19 protein-coding genes and 1 tRNA gene are annotated in these 19,793 nt (G+C 66.9%); 4 read left to right on the top strand and 16 right to left on the bottom strand.

The window, feature by feature from the left end:
- Positions 1 to 73 precede the first annotated feature (73 nt).
- From H8S47_RS08205 to H8S47_RS08195, 3 genes are all read left to right on the top strand, one after another.
- On the top strand, positions 74 to 853 hold the full coding sequence (locus tag H8S47_RS08205) for a transglutaminase-like domain-containing protein (RefSeq protein ID WP_187503399.1): 780 nt from the start codon (positions 74 to 76) through the stop codon (positions 851 to 853).
- A 307-nt stretch (positions 854 to 1,160) separates the two neighbouring features.
- Positions 1,161 to 1,460, top strand: a complete 300-nt coding sequence (locus H8S47_RS08200) for a hypothetical protein (protein WP_187503398.1) — start codon at positions 1,161 to 1,163, stop codon at positions 1,458 to 1,460.
- Positions 1,461 to 1,696: 236 nt separating this feature from the next.
- Positions 1,697 to 2,251 carry a hypothetical protein gene (locus tag H8S47_RS08195; RefSeq protein WP_187503397.1) on the top strand — a complete coding sequence of 185 codons (555 nt, stop codon included), beginning with the start codon at positions 1,697 to 1,699 and terminating at the stop codon, positions 2,249 to 2,251.
- 378 nt (positions 2,252 to 2,629) lie between these two features.
- Here H8S47_RS08195 and H8S47_RS08190 read toward each other — a convergent pair whose 3' ends face one another.
- The 16 genes from H8S47_RS08190 to H8S47_RS08115 form a co-directional block, all read right to left on the bottom strand.
- Entirely contained in the window at positions 2,630 to 3,358 is a 729-nt protein-coding gene (locus tag H8S47_RS08190) for an extensin-like domain-containing protein (RefSeq protein ID WP_187503396.1), read from the bottom strand.
- Between the two features lies 1 nt (position 3,359).
- On the bottom strand, positions 3,360 to 4,139 hold the full coding sequence (locus tag H8S47_RS08185) for an NUDIX domain-containing protein (RefSeq protein WP_187503395.1): 780 nt from the start codon (positions 4,137 to 4,139) through the stop codon (positions 3,360 to 3,362).
- 66 nt (positions 4,140 to 4,205) lie between these two features.
- Entirely contained in the window at positions 4,206 to 5,255 is a 1,050-nt protein-coding gene (locus tag H8S47_RS08180) for an FAD:protein FMN transferase (protein WP_328805464.1), read from the bottom strand.
- Between the two features lie 9 nt (positions 5,256 to 5,264).
- On the bottom strand, positions 5,265 to 6,101 hold the full coding sequence (locus tag H8S47_RS08175; protein ID WP_187503394.1) for a DUF4198 domain-containing protein: 837 nt from the start codon (positions 6,099 to 6,101) through the stop codon (positions 5,265 to 5,267).
- Between the two features lie 10 nt (positions 6,102 to 6,111).
- Entirely contained in the window at positions 6,112 to 6,606 is a 495-nt protein-coding gene (locus tag H8S47_RS08170) for a DUF2271 domain-containing protein (RefSeq protein WP_187503393.1), read from the bottom strand.
- A gap of 12 nt (positions 6,607 to 6,618) precedes the next feature.
- The gene (locus H8S47_RS08165) at positions 6,619 to 7,269 is read right to left on the bottom strand and encodes a PepSY-associated TM helix domain-containing protein (protein ID WP_187503436.1); all 651 of its coding nucleotides are present in this window, start codon (positions 7,267 to 7,269) and stop codon (positions 6,619 to 6,621) included.
- A gap of 95 nt (positions 7,270 to 7,364) precedes the next feature.
- The gene (locus H8S47_RS08160; RefSeq protein ID WP_235982701.1) at positions 7,365 to 8,714 is read right to left on the bottom strand and encodes a lanthionine synthetase LanC family protein; all 1,350 of its coding nucleotides are present in this window, start codon (positions 8,712 to 8,714) and stop codon (positions 7,365 to 7,367) included.
- Positions 8,715 to 8,716: 2 nt separating this feature from the next.
- The gene (locus tag H8S47_RS08155) at positions 8,717 to 9,715 is read right to left on the bottom strand and encodes a T3SS effector HopA1 family protein (RefSeq protein ID WP_187503391.1); all 999 of its coding nucleotides are present in this window, start codon (positions 9,713 to 9,715) and stop codon (positions 8,717 to 8,719) included.
- On the bottom strand, positions 9,712 to 10,869 hold the full coding sequence (locus H8S47_RS08150) for a phosphotransferase family protein (protein WP_187503390.1): 1,158 nt from the start codon (positions 10,867 to 10,869) through the stop codon (positions 9,712 to 9,714). The genes H8S47_RS08155 and H8S47_RS08150 overlap by 4 nt, the downstream gene beginning before the upstream one ends.
- 61 nt (positions 10,870 to 10,930) lie before the next feature.
- Positions 10,931 to 11,905 (bottom strand): hypothetical protein, encoded by a 975-nt coding sequence (locus H8S47_RS08145; protein WP_187503389.1) that lies wholly within the window; start codon positions 11,903 to 11,905, stop codon positions 10,931 to 10,933.
- A gap of 573 nt (positions 11,906 to 12,478) precedes the next feature.
- Positions 12,479 to 13,915: an NAD-dependent succinate-semialdehyde dehydrogenase gene (locus tag H8S47_RS08140; protein ID WP_187503388.1), complete on the bottom strand. Its 1,437-nt coding sequence runs from the start codon at positions 13,913 to 13,915 to the stop codon at positions 12,479 to 12,481.
- Between the two features lie 188 nt (positions 13,916 to 14,103).
- Positions 14,104 to 14,178: transfer RNA gene (locus tag H8S47_RS08135), tRNA-Glu, on the bottom strand.
- Positions 14,179 to 14,260: 82 nt separating this feature from the next.
- Positions 14,261 to 15,634 (bottom strand): class II 3-deoxy-7-phosphoheptulonate synthase, encoded by a 1,374-nt coding sequence (locus H8S47_RS08130; protein WP_187503387.1) that lies wholly within the window; start codon positions 15,632 to 15,634, stop codon positions 14,261 to 14,263.
- 98 nt (positions 15,635 to 15,732) lie between these two features.
- Entirely contained in the window at positions 15,733 to 16,671 is a 939-nt protein-coding gene (locus H8S47_RS08125) for a D-2-hydroxyacid dehydrogenase (protein ID WP_187503386.1), read from the bottom strand.
- Between the two features lie 228 nt (positions 16,672 to 16,899).
- Complete coding sequence (gene cysS / locus H8S47_RS08120; protein WP_187503385.1) at positions 16,900 to 18,330, bottom strand: cysteine--tRNA ligase; 1,431 nt, start codon at positions 18,328 to 18,330, stop codon at positions 16,900 to 16,902.
- 57 nt (positions 18,331 to 18,387) lie between these two features.
- Positions 18,388 to 19,302 carry a dioxygenase family protein gene (locus tag H8S47_RS08115; protein WP_328805463.1) on the bottom strand — a complete coding sequence of 305 codons (915 nt, stop codon included), beginning with the start codon at positions 19,300 to 19,302 and terminating at the stop codon, positions 18,388 to 18,390.
- A 220-nt stretch (positions 19,303 to 19,522) separates the two neighbouring features.
- Here H8S47_RS08115 and rpsU point away from each other — a divergent pair, with 220 nt between their 5' ends.
- Entirely contained in the window at positions 19,523 to 19,729 is a 207-nt protein-coding gene (gene rpsU / locus H8S47_RS08110; protein WP_055878578.1) for a 30S ribosomal protein S21, read from the top strand.
- Positions 19,730 to 19,793: the final 64 nt, after the last annotated feature.

The raw sequence follows: 19,793 nt of genomic DNA, 5'->3' as shown, positions 1-19,793 counted from the left end.
ACGAACGCAGGGCTCGGCGGGATACCGCCGGGCCCTTTTTTGCTTTGGCCTTGAGACAGGAATGGGACGCACGATGCGGCTCTCGATCGACGTGCGTCTGGATTACGGGATCACCGGGGACGCCGACGTGCTCCTCCAGATCGAAGCGGCGGCGATGGCCGACCAGACGATCGAGTCCGAGTCCCTCACCTTGTGGTCCGACAGCCCGATCCGGGCGGTACGCGGCGAAGACGGGATCGGCCAACGCTGCTGGTCGCGCGGGCATGGCCGCTTCACCGCCGAGTATAAGGCCATCGTCGCTGTGAAGCGCGAGCGCGTGCAGCTCGAACTGTATCCGGCGACGCCGCCGCGGATGCTCGACGGCGAGTTGACGCCGTATCTGATGCCGAGCCGCTATTGCCCGTCCGACCGGTTCGAGGGCTTCGTCGCGCGCGAGTTCGGCGGGCTGGAAGGTGGTCCGCTCGCCGCCGCGTTGACCGAGTGGGTGTACCAGTCGCTCGACTATCGTTGCGGGTCGAGCAGCGGGGAGACGACTGCGCTCGATACGTTTGCTTCGAGGTCCGGGGTATGCCGCGATTATTCGCATCTGCTGGTGTCGCTGGCGCGGGCGGGTGGAATCCCGGCGCGGTGCGTGTCGGCCTATGCGCCGGGAGTCGATCCGCCCGACTTTCATGCGGTGGCGGAACTGTGGCTGGCGGGGGACTGGCGGCTGATCGATGCGACGAAGATGGCGACGTGCGGCGACATCGCGCGGGTCTGTGTGGGCCGCGATGCGACGGATATCGCGTTCATGACGGTGTTTGGGCAGGCGTATCTGTGGGAGCAGACGGTGAAGGTTACGCCGCTGGATTGAAGGCGCTGCTCTCTCGCTGGGCTGCTCTCTCGCTGGAAGGAAAGGCAGCAGGGGGAACGGTCTGCTCCGTTCTGCCTTCTTTGCCCCCCTCCCTGGAAGGGAGGGGCTGGGGGTGGGTCGGGTTCCGCATGCTCGGACCGTTGGGGTTCAGGCCGGCCTACCCACCCCCGACCCCTCCCTTTCAGGGAGGGGGGAAGGAGAAGGGCGGACGGTGGGGGGTGGCGAAGCGGCACGATCTGGAGGCGGGACAGGAACGCTCTGCCACTTGGACCGTTGGTCCTCGCTAAGATTAAAGAGGGACGTCGCAATGACCGACATAGACAAGAGCGCGTTGGACAGCCTGTCCGTAGCGCCCGACGACAAGGATTCCGAGGGCAAGAGCTCGGGCCGCGATCCGCGCCAGGAAGCCGGGCAGGACAAGTCGATCGGCAAGCGTCTGCAGAAGAACCCGGACAGCGCCGATGCCCGTCTCGACAACGGGCTCGACGAATCGATGGACGGCAGCGACCCGTTGTCCGCGACGCAGCCGGGCTCCAATCGCGAGGCGGCAAAGTCGTCGGGGTATGACGAGGACGCCGAGCGGGCGCTGCGCGAAAAGCAGGCGTAACGCTCTCGCCTGCACAACGAACGAGCGCCGGTCGGCAACGGCCGGCGCTTTTTTGTTGCCCAAACGCCGCGCAAGACGATCAAATCGCTTAGTTTCGTTCGGTTCGTCGCAGCCTTGTTGCAGCGCAACAGCTTTCATGGTGGCTTGGTGTTACGGAAAGATGACGCGCGATAGGGTCGTTGTTAACCATCCAGGCGCATAGTCTGCCGGTTCCTTGACGAGAGCGGGGTGACGACATGGCTTCCAGAATGAAACCGGCACAGGGCTCGATGACGCTGGCCGAGATGAAGGAATTTGCGAGCTTCCCGAGTTCGACGCAGCGGTACATCCGCCGCTCGCTCGACGTGGGGCTAGACCGCGAGGACGCGATGCTGCGCTGGTCGCGCGACGTGGTCGAGGCGGCGAGCATCCGGGCGCAGGCGCGTCTCTACAACAACCTCCCCGATCTGCGCGTGATGGTGCCCGACGACAGCGGTCTCGACGCGATCGAACCGTTCCTGGCGCCGCTGATGACCCTCGTTGCGTTCGATCTGGGGCAGGGGCGGCTGACGAGCTTTTCGGCGCTGCGATTCCTGTACGAGCGGTTGATCGGGGCGGAGGTTCGGCCTTGGTTGCCGTCGGCATTCTGTGCGGCGGCGGCGCTCCCGCACCTGCATCCGGAATTGCGGCGGAAACTGCTCCAGTCGATCAGCGAGGCTGCGGCGACCGCGTCGGGCTGGTCGAACCGGCAGCCGGCTTTCTTTCCGTATTGGGTGGAGAAGGTGGATTCGGGAACGACGTTGGCGAGTTGAAATTTGGCTTTAGCCAATCCTCCCCCGCCAGGGGGAGGTGTCGCCGAAGGCGGCGGAGGGGGCGGCGGCGATAACGTAGGTTCCGTGTCCTCCCCCTCCGTCTGGCAAGGGCCAGCCACCTCCCCCTGGCGGGGGAGGATTGAAGCTGTTCCCACGTGGGCTGCAACAGACTTCGGATCAGATCTCCCTACCACCCCGGCGGAGGCCGGGGCCCAATTGGTGAGGTTGTCGTGACGATGCGCTACGCTTGTCATTGGGGTCCCCCAATTGGGCCCCGGCCTTCGCCGGCGTGGTAGAGAAGGGGTGCGCCGCTGTGGTTGTGGAAGGCGTGGTTACGCGCTCCACATCCGAGCTACCCGGTCACTCCATCCATCCCATTCACCGACACGCCCGCCAGCCCATCGATCCACGGTTCGCCTGATCCAGATGCAAGTGATCGGCATGCGCGGCGTTGTAGTCGGGGGAGAGCGTCGTCGCGAACACCTTGCACGCCCCGTCTCGCACCTCGCGGAGGAAGGTAGCCTTCGCATCGTCGCCCTTCCAGTCGCGCGCGACGGTGATGCGGGTGCCGTCGGTCAGGCGGAAGCCGGCGATGTCGACCGCGTCGGCGGTGGAATGCTCGCTCCAGGTGCCGGCATCGCGCCCGTAGATCCGCCGGCAACTATAGCTGCCGAAATGATCGATGCTGGCCACGCGCGCGCCGAAATGGCGCTGGGCTGCGGGCTGGACGACGTCCCATTCCCACATCGACAGGGCCGCGGCGACGGGGCAGGCGATACCGAGTCCGGCGGGCACGAACCCGATCTTCCGCGCGCCGCCGGTCAGCCTGACACCATCCGAATAGCCGCATTGCCCCTCGCCCTTGCGCGGTGGCAGGACGGTGTAGCGCACCCCCGCACGATCGAGCAGCGCGCGGCATTGCGGGAAATCCTCGGTCAGCGCGGTCAATTTGCGACCGGTGAACAGGCCGATCGGCTGGCCGAGATCGAGCGGCGCCCAGGGCACATCCTGCGGGCGGCCGCGCGCCATCGACCAGAGCATCAGCGCGAGCGTCGCGACGATTGCAAGCCCCACGAGCCAGCCGATGGTGAGCCGCACCCCCCGCATGTCAGCCGCGCACCGCGTCCGACATCGGCTCCGACGTCACCGGATAGCCGAGATCGTCGGGGATGCAGAGATGCTCGACGCCGTCCCGTATCTCGGTCCACGGCGTCACGGTCCGCACGGCGCGCGCGCGCGCATCCGCGACGGCCGCCTCGAAGTCGGGGAACTGCGCGAGCCGTTCGAGATTGCGGCTGGTCGGAAAGATGATCGTCGCGCGGCCCGCATCGGCGTCGGCCAGCACGTCGGCCGCGGTCGCCCAGAACAGTCGGACATTCTCCGTCGCATCGACCCGAGCCTCGGGCGCATCCGCAGGGAGCCGCGCCAGGTAGAAGCGCGTATCGAAGATCCGGGCATGCGCATGCGCCGGCCGCCAGCGTGCGAAATAGGTGAGCGCGTCGAGGTCGAGACTGGCGCCGGCTTCCGCCAAGGCCTCGCCGAATGCGGTGCCGGCGTGCAGCGAGGCGCGCAATCGTTCGAACGTGGTCGGCGACGGCATCGGCGACAATCCGACGGGAAGCCCCGCCTCCTCGATCGTCTCGCGGATCGCGGCGATGCGCGCGGCGGTGTCGTCATCGGCTTGGCCCGACAACGCGGCCAGCGCATGGTCGCCGGGATCGACCCGGCCGCCCGGAAACACCAGTGCGCCGCCGGCGAACACCATCGCCTTCGCCCGCTCGACCATGAGCAGCGTCGGTGCGCCCTCGCCGGACTCGCGAAACACCACCAGGGTCGCTGCGGGCAAGGCAGGGGAGGGGGGCAAGGCGGGGGAGAGCGTTGCGGTCATTGCCGAGCGATAACGCGCGAATGTGGGATCGGGTAGCGGCGCGTCGACCTTGGGCTGCGGCTCCCGTCAGTCGGACAGCATCGCGGCCAAGCGGGGGCTCAGATATTCGCATGTGTCGCCATCGACGAGCGTGACCAATCGTGCGGCCAGGCCGTGTTCGCGGGCCAGTTCGAGACCCGCGACCGGACCGAGCACGGTGAGCGCGGTGGCCCAGGCGTCGGCGTCCATCGCGGTCCGGTGGATCACGCTGGCCGATACGATCCCGGTGTCGATCGCGCGGCCCGTGCGCGGATCGAGCGTATGCGCGCCGCGCCGGTAATCGCCCGAGGTCGCGACCGCCATGCCGTGCAGCGCCAAGCGTAACGGCGGCAGAATCGTACCGGTCGGGGTTTCGAGATCGACCCACCACGGATCGCCGTCGGGCCGCATTCCCGCGCCGACGAGTTCGCCGCCGATCTCCACGAGGTGATGGACGAACCCCGCGGCCTCCAGCAGCGCGGCGACCGCATCGACGGCATATCCCTTGGCGATTCCCGAGAGGTCGAGCGCGATGCCGCCCGGCTGGAGGAGATGCGTGCCGGTCGCGGACCTGGACGTCGTGGAGGTAGACGTGGTGGAGGTAGACGTCGTGGAGGTAGACAGGGCGAGGTGGCGCCAGCCCGATCTGGCCATTGCCGCCTCGATTTGTGGCTTGCTGGGTAGACCCTCGACAGGGATCGGACCGAACCCCCAGGCATCGACGAGCCGGCCGATCGCCGGATCGAACGCGCCCCCGGTCGTCTCGGCGACGGCGAGCGCGCGGACCATGACCCGTGCGAAGTCGGTCGGGAGCGCCGTCCATGTCCCCGCTGCCGCGAGATTGAAGCGGGACAGCAGCGACGTCGGCGCCCAGTGACTCATTGCCGCAACGATCCCGGCGAGCCGCGAGACGATTGCCCGGTGGATCGCACGGTGGATCGCAGCCGCATCACAGTCCCGCGGTGCGGCGAATTGCGCGTGCCAGGTCGTGCCCATCGTCTCGCCGCGCAGTGCGATCACGATATCGGAGGGATCGGGCATTGCCGGAGCGATCGTCGCCGGCAATGCGATCCGCGTGGCGGGGAGGGGCCTGCTCACCCGGGATGGTTACGGCGTCAGTACTTCGAGCGTCGTGACGTAGCTCATCCGGCGTTCGGTCGCCCGCGGGCTCGTCGCCTTGGCGTCGGTCAGCGTCGCGCTGAGCCAATACATGCCCGCGGTCGGCCAATCGACGCTGAGCATGCCGTCCGCGCCGGTGGTCAGTTCGCGTGCGCCTTCGTCGTTGCGATAGCGCTTGCCGCCGGGGATCACGGTGACCTTGATGCCGGCGGCGGGCTTGCCGTCGACCAGGAAACGGAACTTGGCGGTCTCGCCCGTGACCAGTTCGTCGGGATGCGTGACCGGTGCGAACTCCAGGCCCTTGTCGGTGGTCTTGAAGACGGTGATAGTCGGTGCGCCGGCGGTCACGAAAATCTCGTTGCGGCCGGTAACCTCGGTGACCTTCACGTCGGTCGCGTTGGCGGGAATGTCGGCGACGGTCAGCGGGGCAGGCGCGTTCGGCTGCGGTGGACCGCGACGGCCGAGGCGCTTCTCGACGCCGTCGACCTTGAAGCTGCCCATGACGGCGGACATCTGGGTGCCGATCTTCCATGTGCCGGGCTTGTCGAGCTTCACGTCGAACACCGAGCGATAGCGGCCGGTCGCCCCGTTCTGGAGCGTGCCTTCGCTGCCGTCGGGCTGCCAGACCTTCATGCCGTCGAGGCGGAGCGGCTGGTGATCGAAGAAGAACAGGTCGTTCGACACGGCGGCGTCGACCGTCACCCAGCCATCGGTCCCCGAGAACACGGTCGCGGACGGCAGCAGCCACATGCGGTGCGCGGACAGCGCGGCGGGGATCGACAACAATGCGGCGGCGGCCATGAGGCGTGCGGCGAAAGGCTTCATGATGTGATCCTTAGCGGGCGGAAATGGCGATGGCGCCGAGTTCGGTCTTGCCCGAGGTGCGGGCTCCGGCGGTAAGCGGTACGGAGACGAGTTCGCGGCCGCCGGTTTCGCGCGCAGCCTCTACGTTCAGGACGTAGTGGCCGGGCTTGACGTCGGCAGGGAGGGGGATGGTGTATTGGCCCGGCGCACGGGTCGCGCCGCTCACGCCGTTCGCAGGCATCGCCGTGCTGCGGCCGCCCTTTCGCCACCAAGCGCGCAGGTCCGCGAGCCATTTGGTGCCGGGGTCGTTGCCGCGTTTCTTCAGATCGTACCAGACCGCCAGCGTGCGCGGGGCGCCGCCGCCGACCGGCTCGAGCCAGATGGCGACATAGGGCTTGTGATATTCGGCGACGTTCAGCCGCGGGACGGTGATCGTGACGGTCCCCGCAGGCGCGGCGCTCGCGGGCGGTACCAGCGCGGGCGCGGTGATCGCTCCGCCGAGCAACAGGAACGCGGTTGGACGCATGGCAGGACCCCCTCAATGGATAAACAGGATGGCGAGCAGGACGGGAATGGCGAGCCCGGCGGCGACGATCGGCCAGGTTGCCGGTCGATGGCGCGCGTGAAGCTGCAACAGAAGCAGCCCGGTCAGCGTGAACAGGATGCACGCGCCCGCGAAGATGTCGACGAACCAGCTCCACGCTGCGCCGGCATTGCGTCCCTTGTGGAGATCGTTGAGGTACGAGATCCAGCCGCGATCGGTCGTCTCGGCGGTGATCCGACCGGTCGCGCGCGCGATGCTGACCCAGGCATCGCCGCCGGGACGGGGCAGCGCGACATAGGCGTCGGTGTCGGACCATTCGACCGGCTTGCCTGCGGGATCGAGACCGATCGCGGCGACTATTCCCTTCGCGACCGGCAGCGGGAGTGGCGCATCGGCGGCGTGCGGTGCGGTCAGCATGCGGAGCAGCGGCGCCGGCAGCATTTCCGTCTTTTCGACCACGACCGGCTTGGCGCCGATCATCGCGGCATGGTTGAGCGTGATGCCGGTAATCGCGAACAGCAGCATGCCGACCAGGGACAACGCCGCGCTGATCCAGTGCCAAGTGTGCAGTTGCTTGAGCCACCAGCCCCGCCATTTGCGCTTTCGCTTGGCGGCGACGGGCGGTGGGGCGGATCCCCGGGAGATGAGAGACTGGGGCGTGTTCACCGCCACCGCCTATCGCGTCGCCGAACGGGAATCAAGGCTATTGAGAATTGTTAGCAAAAACGTTGTGAGATGCTTTAGCCGGCGAACTCCGGCGATCGGGTAGGCGATCGATTGACGGTGGGGTTTGCCGAGGACGGGGCCAGTAGCAGGACCGACGGTGTCGCCGCGGGATCGAACGCCCGAAGGTAGAAGTGGCCGGTGCCGGCTAGGCCCAGCATGAGGCTGGGGGATTCGCCGGCGCCGGGCGTGCCCGACGGCCAGGGGCGGCCGGTTGCGCCATAGGTGTCGACCCCGTGTCGGGCGATTTCGTCGACGATCGTTCGCGCCTCGGCATCGCCGCTAGCCGTGGTCCAACTCAGGAACAGTTCCGCATCGCCGGCCGCACCGTGGCACAGCGAATAGTTGCAGCTGCTGCGCGCGAGCTGGCCGATCACCGATCGGGCGGTGATCCGCAAGGCGGACTCGATCGCCAGGCGCATCGTCGCGTCGCCGGTGAGGTCGAAGGCCCGAATGCGCGCGAGACCGATGCCGACCGCGCCGTGGCACCACGCGGCGGGTGCGGCGCCCAGCGGCTTGCCTGCATCGTGGCTGCGCAGGTCCGGCCATTGGTCGCTCGCGGCGTCGAACCAGCTGTCTTCATAGGCGAACGCGGCGCGTCCCGCGGCGGCGAACCGATCGTCCTCGGTCACTGCGGCAAGTTCGAGCAGCGCCCAGCCGACCCCGCCCGCGCCGTGCGACAGGCCGGTCAGATTGGGGCGGCGTTGCGCGCGAAAGTCCGCGACCAGATCGTCCGACAGACCGGATAGATCGACCAGTTCGGCCATCTCGCCCATCGCGTTCCAGGACAGGCCGCGGTCGCTGGTCTCCGCGCCGTCGAGCAGGCGGTCCCCTGCGACGATCGCAGCCTCGGTGAGCGAAGGCGCGTCATGGGCCGCGCCCAGGGCAAGCAATACGGGGATGGCGCCGGCATTTCCGGACATCACGTCGATCGCGACGCGCCCCTCCGGCGACAACGCCACCGCGCGGTGGACCATCGCCAGGCCTTGCGCGACGAGGTCCTCGCGATCGAGCGCGGAGCCGGCCTGCATCGCCGCATAGCCGATCCCGAGAAACCCGGTGTAGAACCCACGGTGGAGCGCGTCGGGGATATCGGCCGCGCGGTCGAGCGCATGCGCGATCGCGCCGGTGGCGGTGCGCGCCGCCAGCGGATCGCCCGTCGCCCGGTGCAGTCGCGCGAGGAACAGACCGATACCGGCGGTACCATCGTACAAGGTCGGACCCATCGTGCCGCAACCGAGCACCTGCGTGCCGGTGAAATCCTCATGGACCGGACCGAACCAGTTGCACCGCGCATCATGCCACACCGCATCGCGCGCGAGCTTGGTGCCGATATCGAAGGCGGTTGCGAGATAGAGGGGGTTCATGGTCACTGTATCGCCTGCTGCGAGAGCATTGGGGGAACGTCGTACTGGTCGTCGGACCCGGCGTTGAGCCACAGGGCGTCGGCGCGCAGGCCGGCCTCCGCGATCTTTGCCGTCAGCGTTGCGGCGAACATCGGCGCGGCGAAACCGTCATCGGCCCGCGACGCGGCGAGCGTCTGGGCGACCAGGCGGCTGCGGGCCATGCCGAAGCTCTCGCGGTTGCCGGGATCCTCGGCGAAGCCCAGCCCGGGTGCCAGGCGCCTGGCAAACAGCGGCACGGAGTCGTCGAGCAACGCGGCGAAGGCGGGGTAGGCCGCGAGGAGGACCGTCGATACCGCTGGGAACAGGTGCTGTGCGACATACAGCACCGCGTTGTCGCGACGGGTGTAATCGGCGCTGCGCACGACGATCTTGAAATCGAACGGTATCCGGTAGCGGTTGAGCAGCGCGGTCAATCCGGTCACCAGATCGACCGCGCCGCCGATCCGCACGTTCCAGTAGAAGCGGACCATCGGCGCGAGATCGTTGACGTCGCGAAACGCTTCGCCGAACGCGTAATAGAAGCCGGGTTGCGCGGTGGTCGATCCGCCCGCGATCTGCACCGCCAGCGCGCTTCCCTTCGGCATCGGCATGACACCGTCGATGGCGAGGAACTGGCCGGGCACGAACCGACGGGTGCGGCCGTGGCGCGTGGCCAGCACGCTGCCGCCGGTGTCGCTCCCGCTGAAGATCCATCCCTGTTCGGCGCGCGATCGGCTGGTATTGGCGCGTTCGAGGGCGATCGTCAGGTCGGCGGGGTCGACCGCGGCGACGGCATCGTCCCTGGGGAACACCCGGGCATAGGCATGTTCGTAGACCACCGGCATCAGGGCGGTCGCCAGCGTGTCTTCGGTCACCACGCCGCTGACGCGCCCGACCGACACGTCGTCGAGGAGGAGCGCGCCGTCGTCGCCGATCCGCAGCGCCGCGACGAAGGGGGCGAGTTCGCTCGTGGTGCCGGTCATGCTGCGATTGCCTGGTTGAGCACGCGGTCAACCACGGGGCCCCCCGGATCGACGATGCCCAGTAATTCCTCCGCCACCCTGTCCGGATCGGCGAGGATGTTCAGCGCGGTCTGGGCGAGCAGAATGGCGATCGGATCGGTCGTCTGGCTCCAGGCGCTACGCTCGAACGCGGTCACCATCATGCGTGCGGCCAACATGCCGATACAGCGTTTAAGGAATCCCGGTGCGTCGCCCCGATAGGCGTCGCTGGCGGTAATATACGCGGCCCAGAACGCCGCAATCGCCGGCTGGACCGACGCGAGCGGCACGGTCGCGCCCGCGAACAGCGCGGCCGGATCCGATCCGGCGGGCATTGAGCCGATCCAGAAGGCGAGATAGGATTGCAGCATGCTGCCGACGTCCCACGCCGCATCGCCGATGTCGGCCAGCTCCCAGTCGATGATGTAGAGTCGGCGGTCGGCCAGCGCTGCGCCCTTCGGTGCGAGCAGGCAATTCTCCCAGCGCATGTCGGTATGGATCAGCGTATCGCGTTTCCACCCGTCGCGCAGTTCGCCGAGCATCGCCCCCGCACCGGGTGCCGCGAGCAAGATGTCGAGGAGCGCCGATGCCGCCGGACTGCGCCGCATGCCGCTGACATCCGCCTCGCCGTGGAGCCGTAGAATCCAGGGCGATTGCTGAGGGAACAGCGCAGCTTGCGGTGCGCCTTCGACGAAGCGGATCGCGTGATAGGTGGACAGGGCGGTCCCCAGTCGTGCGGCGAGATCGACCGGGCAGGTCCCGAGCTTGCGGTGGACCGCGGTCAGCGTCTCGCTGTCCGGAATCAGATCGTTGATCAATATGCCCTGCTCGGCATCGTGGAGCCGGAACTGCGGCAGGAGATCGCGGAGCGGGCGCAGGCGTTCGTCGCCGAAGGCGCCGCGGTAGACCTCCGCTTCGCGCGCGATCGTCTCGCGCGTGCCGGGCTCGGTCTCGATCGCCTGCTTGATGAAGTACGCCGGGCCGTTCCGCTGCTTGAGCATCACGAACCGGTTGCGGCTGCGGCTCATCGTCAGGACCATGCCGCCATCGACGATTCCCGCGCGGTCGATCAGGCCCTTGCCTGTCAGGTAGCGGATGAGATTGCGCGTGACGATCGGGTCCATGCGGCCTGCCATATGCGAGGGAAAACTGCGAAGAACCGCCGACCCGTAAGGGGCGGCGGCGTTCGGGTATCGATCAGAAGGTACAGCCCGCCGACCACATGACATGCTTGCAGTCGAGTTCGACCTCGGCTGCCTGCGGTTGGCCGGCAAAGGTGCAGCCCGCCGTCCACATGACGTGCTTGCAATCCGTGGCCGCGACGTTTTCCTCGGGAACCGCCACCAACGTGCAGGCGAGGGTCGTCAGGACATGCCCGCAATCGGCGACCGATTCAGCGGCCTGGAACGTGCACCCTGCGGTCCACAGCACGTCTTTGCATCCCGGTGCCGCACCCAGCGCACCGGTCTGCTCGTCACCCAGCGTGCAGGCCAGCGTGGTCAGCACGTTGCCGCAATCCACCGCCGCGGCCGGCTGCGCAGCGCCCAGCGTGCAGAGGGTCGTGGTCAGGAGCTGGACGCATTCGACCGCGTTCGCCTGTTGTCCCGCGAACGTGCAGCCCGCCGTCCACATGACGTGCTTGCAATCCGCCAGCTGTGCGTCGCTGCCGGCGCCGGCAGGTACCGGTGCGCACCAGGTCGGTCGTGCAGTGACGAGTGTGACGCACATCGCGTCCCCTGCCGCGGGAGCCTGCGCATCGAGCGTACATGCCAGCGTGGTGAGCACGTTGCCGCACGCCGCGCCATAGCCGGCCGCCTGCTTCCCGACACCCTGTCCGCCCTGGAACGTGCAGCCCAAGCTCATTGCGAGTTGCACGCACCCAACTGCACCCGTGGGTGAAGGGGGCGCTTGCGGCGCACCGAGCGTACAGACGAGCGTCGTCAGCACGTTACCGCAATCCACCGCTGCTGCCTGCTGTCCGGCAAAGGTGCAGCCTGCGGTCCACATCACATCCTTGCAGCCCGGGGTGCCGGCTCCTGCGCCGACCGCCGTGTCCACGCCGATCGTGCACAAGATGGTAGCCGTTATGATCGGGCAACCGACCCCGGGGCTGCCGCCGCCATATCGTTGCTGAACGGAGCCACCGAGATAATTCTGAGCATAACCAGTCATAGCGCCTTCTCCTATGTTTCCGGAATATCCGGAGCGATGAGGCGATCGTGGGGGCTGTTTTGCCAAGGCACAGGTCGCCGCAACCAGCAGCACGTATTGGTGCACTGATCTTCTGAATAGAATCCAAGAGTAAAAGTCGGATCTTGACTCTAATGACAATTGGGTAGACTGAGATTTAGTTAATCAGTCGTCAATGAATCAAATACTGTTGTTCTATGATTCTTGACCTAGCAGCTTCATGATCCGATTGGGATTTCGCCGCAATTGGCAATTGAACCAAATTCGATTGTATTTGGCGCAAAGCATCCGAGATGGACAAGTTCTGTCGTAAGCACAGATAGCTATGCTTGATCGGCAAATAAAAGTTTCAGAATTGAGACTGGGTGGTGCCAAGCGCTCAAGACCCGGAATGGCCCTGATCGTGGGGCAGGGGTGGCAGTATTGCGCTGATATGGAGCTATACCGCCCGGTGTTCGGCCGGAGTCGCGGTGTGGGGGGCGACCTGCCAGTATCGCCGGTTCGGCATTTTCCGGCAGGTCGCGTTCGTTGGAGGTAGAAGCCGCGGAGCCGCGATCAGCTGATGTGGACGGCCTTGGTGACGAGATGCGCGGCGATGCCCTCGGGTCCGTCTTCCGAGCCGTGGCCGCTGTCCTTGACGCCGCCGAACGGGCTGTCGGGATAGCTGAGGCGGACGGTGTTGATGCCGATCATCCCGGCCTCGATCGCATCGCCGAGCAGGTTCTGGCGCCGGCCATTCTCGGTGAAGCAATAGGCGGCCAGCCCGAACGGCAGGCGGTTGGCTTCGGCGATCGCATCCTCGTCGCTGCCGAAGCGGCTGAGCAGGGCGACCGGGCCGAACGGTTCCTCGTTCATCGCGCGTGCCGACAGTGGCACGTCGGACAGGACCGTCGGCTGGAAGAAGAACCCGCCCTGGCCACCATAGTCGCCGCCCGCCAGCAGCTTGGCACCGTGGCTGGTCGCGTCGCCGACCAGCTCGGCGATCGCATCGGGGCGGCGGGCATTGGCCATCGGGCCCATCTGGCTCGCCGAATCCATCCCGTCGCCGACCTTCAGGCCGCGGGTCCGTTCGGCAAACCCCGCGGCGAAGCGGTCATAGATACCGTCCTGCACGTGGAAGCGGGTCGGCGCGACGCAGACCTGCCCGGCGTTGCGGAACTTGTGCGCGACCAGTGTATCGAGCGTCTTGTCGAGATCGCAATCGTCGAACACGAGCACCGGACCGTGACCGCCAAGCTCCATCGTCGTGCGCATCATCGTATCGGCGGCCAGCTTCATCAGCGCCTTGCCGACCGGTACCGACCCGGTGAAACTCAGTTTCCGCGTGATCGGCGAGGCGAGCAGGTGGCGCGAGACCATGTCGGGCACGCCGAACACGCACTGCGCGACGTCGCCGGGCAGGCCGGCATCCTGGAAGCACTTGAGCACTTCGACCGCGCTGCCGGCGGTTTCCTCGGACGGCTTGATGATGATCGAGCAGCCCGCCGCGAGCGCTGGCGCGATCTTGCGTACGACGTTCATGATCGGGAAGTTCCACGCGCAAAACGCGGCGACCGGTCCGACCGGCTGGTGAAGCACGAGGCTGCGCGTGCCCGAGGGACGGGGCAGGACGCGGCCATAGACGCGCAGGCCTTCGGCGGCGTGGAAATCGAGCAGTGCAGCGGCGAACGCGACCTCGCCCTTGGCCTCCGCCTGGATCTTGCCCTGTTCGAGCGTGGCGATGCGCGCGATATTATCCCCGCGCTCGCGCAGCAGTTGCGCGGTCCGCGTCAGGATCGCGGCACGCTTTTCCGGCGGGGTGGCGCGCCACGCGACGAACCCGCGCTGCGTCGCCTCGAGCGCGCGATCGAGATCGGCGGCGCTGGCGAGCGGCAACGCGGCCTGCCCCCCACCGGTCGCCGGATTGAGCACGTCGCGCGTGTCGCGACCGTCCCCGCTCAGCCATTCGCCGGCGATATAAAGCCCGAGTTTGGTATCGTAGGTCGCAGTCATCAGCGTCTCTCCGTTTGCGTCGATCGAACCGTCGGGCTCATGTCGTTGCGGTACGGCGCGAATGTAACCCTATTGCGGGAGAAACGGGAGAAGGTCGCGTGGCGGTCGACGGACCTGCGGCACGGGTCGCGGCTAATGTCGTCGGGGTGGTCGGCGGCTGACGATCGAGCCTGCGATGATGGAGAAGCTGGTGACCCCTACGAGAATCGAACTCGTGCTTACGCCGTGAGAGGGCGTCGTCCTAACCGCTAGACGAAGGGGCCGTTAGCAGATGCGGGCGTCTACGGAATGGGGTGGCAGGCGTCAAGACACCTGCCGACTTTTCCTGCGACGCCCGCCGTTTTGTCAGGCCGCGACCTTCTTGCGCTCGGCCATTTCCTCGTTGAGCATCTCGGCGAGGAGGAAGGCGAGTTCGAGGCTCTGGCTGGCGTTGAGGCGGGGGTCGCAATGGGTGTGATAGCGGTCGGCCAGCGACTGCTCGGTCACGTCGACCGCGCCGCCGGTGCACTCCGTCACGTTCTGGCCGGTCATCTCGGCGTGGATGCCGCCGGCGTGCGTGCCTTCTGCGCGGTGGACCGCGAAGAAGCCGCGGACTTCGGCGAGGATGCGGTCGAACGGACGTGTCTTGTAGCCGTTGGCGGCCTTGACGACGTTGCCGTGCATCGGGTCGCAGCTCCACACCACCGGATGGTCTTCGCGCGTGACGGCGCGGACGAGACGGGGCAGGTTCGCCTCGATCTTGTCATAGCCATAGCGCGTGATCAGCGTCATCCGACCGGGGATCCGGCCGGGGTTGAGCGTGTCGAGCATCCGCAGCAGCGCGTCTGGTTCGAGGCTTGGTCCACATTTGATGCCGATCGGGTTGCCGATGCCGCGGAGGTATTCGACATGCGAAGACCCCTCGAAGCGCGTGCGGTCGCCGATCCACAGGAAATGCGCGCTGGTGTCGTACCAGTCGCCGGTCAGCGAATCCTGCCGGGTCAGCGCCTGCTCGTACTGGAGCAGCAGCGCCTCGTGGCTGGTGTAGAAATGCGTCTGCGCGAGCTGCGGCACGGTCTCGGGGTCGATCCCGCAGGCGGCCATGAACTCGAGCGCCTCGCCGATCCGGTCCGCGGTCTCGGCATATTTCTTCGACCACGGGCTGCGGCCCATGAAGTCGTGCGTCCAGCGGTGAACCTGATGGAGGTTCGCATAGCCGCCCTGTGCGAACGCGCGCAGCAGGTTGAGCGTGGCAGCCGACTGCGAATAGGCGCGGATCATGCGCCGCGGATCGGGCGCGCGAGCTTCTGCGGTGAAGGCGATGTCGTTGACGTTGTCGCCGCGGTACGAGGGTAGCTCGACGCCGCCGATCGTCTCGGTATCGGTCGAGCGCGGCTTCGCGAACTGCCCGGCCATGCGGCCGAGCTTCACGACCGGGAGCTTCGACGCGAAGGTCAGGACGACGGCCATCTGAAGGATGACGCGAAACGTATCGCGGATGTTGTTGGCGCTGTGCTCGGCGAAGCTCTCGGCGCAATCGCCGCCCTGGAGCAGGAACGCCTTGCCGGCCGCGACCTCGGCGAGCGACGCGGTCAGGTTGCGCGCTTCGCCGGCGAAGACTAGCGGCGGGAAGGTCGCAAGCTGATCGGTCGCGGCGGTCAGCGCGGCGGCGTCGGGGTAGGTGGGAAGCTGTCGTGCTTCGTGACGCGTCCAGCTGTCGGGGGCCCAGTTCGCGGCCATATCATGTCGTCCGATTGGTGAATTGTGGGGCTGGCCATGCGGGAAAACGCCTTTTCGCGCAATGAAGTAAAGCTTTGGGGCGGGTGTGCCAGCTGGTTTCAATACCCTGCGTCGAGGTCCGCGACGTTCTTCATCGGCTTGCCCGCCAGGAACGCGGCGAGGTTTTCGAGGAACAGCGCGGCGCCGCGCGCGAACATCGTGGTCTGGCTGCGGCCCGACAGGTGCATCGTGACGATGGCGTTGGGCGTCGACCAGAGCGGGTGATCGGCGGGCAGGGGCTCGGGGTTGGTCGGGTCGAGCACAGCGCCCGCGATACCGCCGTCGGTGAGCGCGGCGATCAGCGCGTCGTCCTCGATCATGTCGCCGCGGGCGATGTTGATCAGCCACGCGGACGGCTTCATCGCGGCGAGTTCGTCGTGGCCGATCATCGCGTGCGTAGCACCGGTCGAGGGCGCGGCGAGGACGACCCAGTCGAAGTCGCCGAGTTGCTCGCGCCACGCATCGGGCGTGATCGTGCCGTCGCGGCCGGTGCGGGTGACGCCGGTGACGTCGACGCCGAACGCGCTCAGGCGGTCGCCGATCATCCGGCCGATCGTGCCGTAACCGATGATCAGCGCCCTGGTGCCGGCGAGTTCGATCTTGCCGGGCGCGTCCTTCAGCCATTCGTGGCGGTCCTGCGCGCGGAGGACCGTGTCGAAGCGCTTGGCGGCGACGAGTGTGGCCATCACGGCGTATTCGGCGACCGCTACCGCGTTGATGCCGGCACCGTTGGTCAGCGTGACCTCATTGTCGCGCAGGGTATCGAGCGGGAATGCGTCGAGGCCGGCATAGATCGTCGAGACCCATTTGAGATCCGGCCCGGCGTGGCGGATCGCGTCGGCGACGAGCTCGGTCGGCTGCATGTCGACCCACGCGATGTCCGCGTCCGCGATCATCGCGTTGGCCTCTTCGGGCTTGGCGAACCAGGCGGCGTCGAGGTCCGCGGGGAGGCGCGGTTCGAGGAGGGGGCGGGCGGCGGCTGGGAGGACGGCTTTCATTGGGGGAACATCGGTTGGTGGCCGGGAGAGTCAAGTTTCGGGTGGGGCGGGTGCCTTTTGCAATCCTCCCCCGCCAGGGGGACGTGGCAGGCGAAGCCTGACGGAGGGGGAGGACGCGATAACCCCTGCTCCGTGTCCGCCCCCTCCGTCGCCTTCGGCGCCACCTCCCCCTGGCGGGGGAGGATCGAGACGCTGCGTTTTATCGCCGAAGCTGGTCGAGCGGGCTTCTCAGAGCGTGATCTTCCAGTCCCAACCTAGCGAGTCGCCGTCCATGACCTCGACGCCGGCGGCGGCCAGTTCGTCGCGGATCGCGTCCGACGTGCCGAAGTCCTTGGCGGCGCGGGCGTCGCGGCGGTCTGACAGGCGGGCGGCGATGGTGGCTTCATCGATCGTCGCGGTTACCGGGCGGATGCGCAGGTCTTCGCGGCGGATCGTTCCAAGATCGAGGCCGAGCACCGCGTCGAAATCGACCAGCGCGTCGAGGCGATCCGCCGGCGCGACGCGCTTGTCTGCGAGCAGTTCGTCGAGGATCGGCAGCGCGCGCGGGGTTGCTAGATCGTCCGATACCGCGGCGTCGAGCCGTTCGCGGTAGGCAAGCGCGCTACCCGACGGACCGCCGAGGCCGCGGGCGGCCAGCGTCTCGACGGTCATCGCGAGCCGCTTCAGCCGCGTCTGAGCCGCAGCGAGGTTCTCCCACGAGAATTCCAGCTCGCTGCGATAATGCGCCTGAAGGCACATCAGTCGGTAGGCGAGCGGGTGGAAGCCGCGGTCGACCAGCGTCTGCAACGTGGTGAACGCGCCACCCGACTTCGACATCTTGCCCGAGCGCTCGACCAGGAAGTTGTTGTGCATCCACAGCGTGGCGCCGGTATCGCCGCACTCGCAATGCGCCTGGTTCTGCGCGATCTCGTTGGGATGGTGGATCTCGCGGTGATCGATCCCGCCGGTGTGGATGTCGAACGTGTCGCCAAGATACTGCTTGCTCATCACCGAGCATTCGAGATGCCAGCCCGGCGCGCCGCGACCCCAGGGCGAATCCCATTCCATCTGGCGGTTCTCGCCCGGGGCCGAGGTGCGCCAGATCGCGAAGTCCTGCGGATGGCGCTTGCCCTCGACCGGATCGATCCGGCTTTCGCCCGCATCGTCCTGCGATCGGGCGAGGCGACCATAATCGGGCACCGTCGAGGTATCGAAATACAGCCCGTCCGGCAGCTGGTAGCAATGCTTGTCCGCGATCGCCTTGCCGAACGCGATCATGCCATCGATGTGATCGGTGGCGAGCGGGAATTTGCTCGGCGGGCGGATGTTGAGGTCGTCGAGGTTGCGTTTGAACGCCTCGGTATAATGACGTGCGATCGCCCAGATATCCTGGCCGCTGGCCTTCGCTGCCGCTTCCATCTTGTCGTCGCCGACATCCGCGTCGGAGGTCAGATGGCCGACGTCCGTGATGTTGATGATATGGGTGAGCGGATAGCCCTTCCACGTCAACACCCGGCTGAGCGTGTCGGTGAAGACGTAGGCGCGCAGATTGCCGATATGCGCGTAGTTGTAGACCGTCGGGCCGCAGGAATAGATGCCGACGTTCGTGGGATCGATCGGGGTGAACGTCTCGAGCTGTCGCGAGAGGCTGTTGTATAGCGTCGTGGGGGAGCGGGTCATGCGCGCCTCTTAGCGACCGCGCGGGCGGCGGCAAATAGCGCGCCTACCCGCCACCCGTCAGCGCGTGATGCCGATCACGGCGCTTGCGGTGTAGCCGTCGGCGACGGAGCCCGCGAAGGTCGGGGTCTGCTGCGCGATCTGCGCGGCGGTGTTGTCACCGAAGACATTGTCGCTCGATGTCGAAATCTTGGCGAACCGGGTCGCGCTCGCCGGGTAGAGCGTCGTGTCGGCATAAACCGCGTTGCACAGCGCGGCGGGCATGGCGAGCTGAGACGTCAGCACCGCATAGCGACCGCCGGTCGCCGCCGTCAGGGTCGAGAACACTTCGAAATGCATGTGCGGATAACGACCTTCGTAGCAACCGGGGACGATCGTCGTGAAGGTCACCTGGCCCGCTGCATTCGTTACCTGCACGCCGCGCAGATAGCTTTCAGTCGGGGCGGTGTAGAGTGAGTAATTGCCGTTGCGGTCACACTGCCAGAGATAGACCGCGTAGTTGGCGAGCGGCGCGCACACTGCGTTGACGTCGACCACGGTCAGCGTGATCGTCAATTGCGTACCCGTCGCGACGGTGGTGGTGCCGATGAAGCTCGCGCGGATGTCGCTGCGGACGATTCCCGATACGGTTAGCGCGTTGGCGGTCGATCCGCTCGAACTGTTGGTGCCGTCGGCGGGGTAGGGGCCGGCGGTCTCGGCCGAATCGACGATGCAGGTGGTGGCCGTCGCAGTCGCAGTCGGGGTCGCGGTCACCGTGGATGTCGGGGTAGGCGTGGTATCGGTGACCACTGTCACGGCATCAGACGAATCGGAACCGCCGCAACCGGAGACCAGCGCGAACGTGCCAGCGCCAGCAAACCATTTCAGTGCACGGCGGCGCGCCAACAACGTCCGCATCTTCGCCATGTCCTCGACTAGGCTGTGCCCATGGTCGGGCCCGTGATCGTCTTGATGGGCTTGGTCGAGCTGCTGCACTAAAGTCTCCCTGGTGAGGAAGGCTGTCTGGGGACGGCTTATGGCCCCGGTGTTTCGGGATGTTGCGGCGTGTGTCCGCGATCAGTCCGCGCGCTGGTTCGATCGAACGGCATAGGGTTTGGCTTGAAACGCCGGCGGACCCCTGATAGGGGCCCCAGTTCATGCGGCGCGGACCTATTCGCGACGGCAAAAATCTATTCGACCGGAGCTAAACGGGTTTATGCAGATCATCGTACGCGACAACAACGTCGACCAGGCCCTTCGCGCGCTCAAGAAGAAGCTGCAGCGCGAAGGCGTGTATCGTGAGATGAAGCTGCGCCGGCACTATGAGAAGCCGTCGGAGAAGCGCGCACGCGAGCGTGCAGCAGCGATTCGTCGTTCGCGCAAGCTCGACCGCAAGCGCGCCGAGCGCGACGGCGCACGGTAAGATCTGATCGACCAGACCCGGTGACCGGGTCGGGTCGGTATTTACGGGGGCGGCCGAGAACGGC

It is taken from the genome of Sphingomonas albertensis (assembly GCF_014358075.1).
Classification (GTDB): Bacteria; Pseudomonadota; Alphaproteobacteria; order Sphingomonadales; family Sphingomonadaceae; genus Sphingomonas; species Sphingomonas albertensis.
The sequence above is the reverse complement of the archived record's forward strand: the minus strand, read 5'-3'. Positions and strand labels throughout refer to the sequence as shown.

What these genes read in the sequence shown, in the direction of transcription:
- H8S47_RS08205 (WP_187503399.1), top strand. Translation starts at nt 74, where the DNA reads ATGCGGCTCTCGATCGACGTGCGTCTGGATTACGGGATCACCGGGGAC.
- H8S47_RS08200 (WP_187503398.1), top strand. Translation starts at nt 1,161, where the DNA reads ATGACCGACATAGACAAGAGCGCGTTGGACAGCCTGTCCGTAGCGCCC.
- H8S47_RS08195 (WP_187503397.1), top strand. Translation starts at nt 1,697, where the DNA reads ATGGCTTCCAGAATGAAACCGGCACAGGGCTCGATGACGCTGGCCGAG.
- H8S47_RS08190 (WP_187503396.1), bottom strand. Translation starts at nt 3,358, where the DNA reads ATGCGGGGGGTGCGGCTCACCATCGGCTGGCTCGTGGGGCTTGCAATC.
- H8S47_RS08185 (WP_187503395.1), bottom strand. Translation starts at nt 4,139, where the DNA reads ATGACCGCAACGCTCTCCCCCGCCTTGCCCCCCTCCCCTGCCTTGCCC.
- H8S47_RS08175 (WP_187503394.1), bottom strand. Translation starts at nt 6,101, where the DNA reads ATGAAGCCTTTCGCCGCACGCCTCATGGCCGCCGCCGCATTGTTGTCG.
- H8S47_RS08170 (WP_187503393.1), bottom strand. Translation starts at nt 6,606, where the DNA reads ATGCGTCCAACCGCGTTCCTGTTGCTCGGCGGAGCGATCACCGCGCCC.
- H8S47_RS08160 (WP_235982701.1), bottom strand. Translation starts at nt 8,714, where the DNA reads ATGAACCCCCTCTATCTCGCAACCGCCTTCGATATCGGCACCAAGCTC.
- H8S47_RS08155 (WP_187503391.1), bottom strand. Translation starts at nt 9,715, where the DNA reads ATGACCGGCACCACGAGCGAACTCGCCCCCTTCGTCGCGGCGCTGCGG.
- H8S47_RS08150 (WP_187503390.1), bottom strand. Translation starts at nt 10,869, where the DNA reads ATGGCAGGCCGCATGGACCCGATCGTCACGCGCAATCTCATCCGCTAC.
- H8S47_RS08145 (WP_187503389.1), bottom strand. Translation starts at nt 11,905, where the DNA reads ATGACTGGTTATGCTCAGAATTATCTCGGTGGCTCCGTTCAGCAACGA.
- H8S47_RS08140 (WP_187503388.1), bottom strand. Translation starts at nt 13,915, where the DNA reads ATGACTGCGACCTACGATACCAAACTCGGGCTTTATATCGCCGGCGAA.
- H8S47_RS08130 (WP_187503387.1), bottom strand. Translation starts at nt 15,634, where the DNA reads ATGGCCGCGAACTGGGCCCCCGACAGCTGGACGCGTCACGAAGCACGA.
- H8S47_RS08125 (WP_187503386.1), bottom strand. Translation starts at nt 16,671, where the DNA reads ATGAAAGCCGTCCTCCCAGCCGCCGCCCGCCCCCTCCTCGAACCGCGC.
- cysS (WP_187503385.1), bottom strand. Translation starts at nt 18,330, where the DNA reads ATGACCCGCTCCCCCACGACGCTATACAACAGCCTCTCGCGACAGCTC.
- rpsU (WP_055878578.1), top strand. Translation starts at nt 19,523, where the DNA reads ATGCAGATCATCGTACGCGACAACAACGTCGACCAGGCCCTTCGCGCG.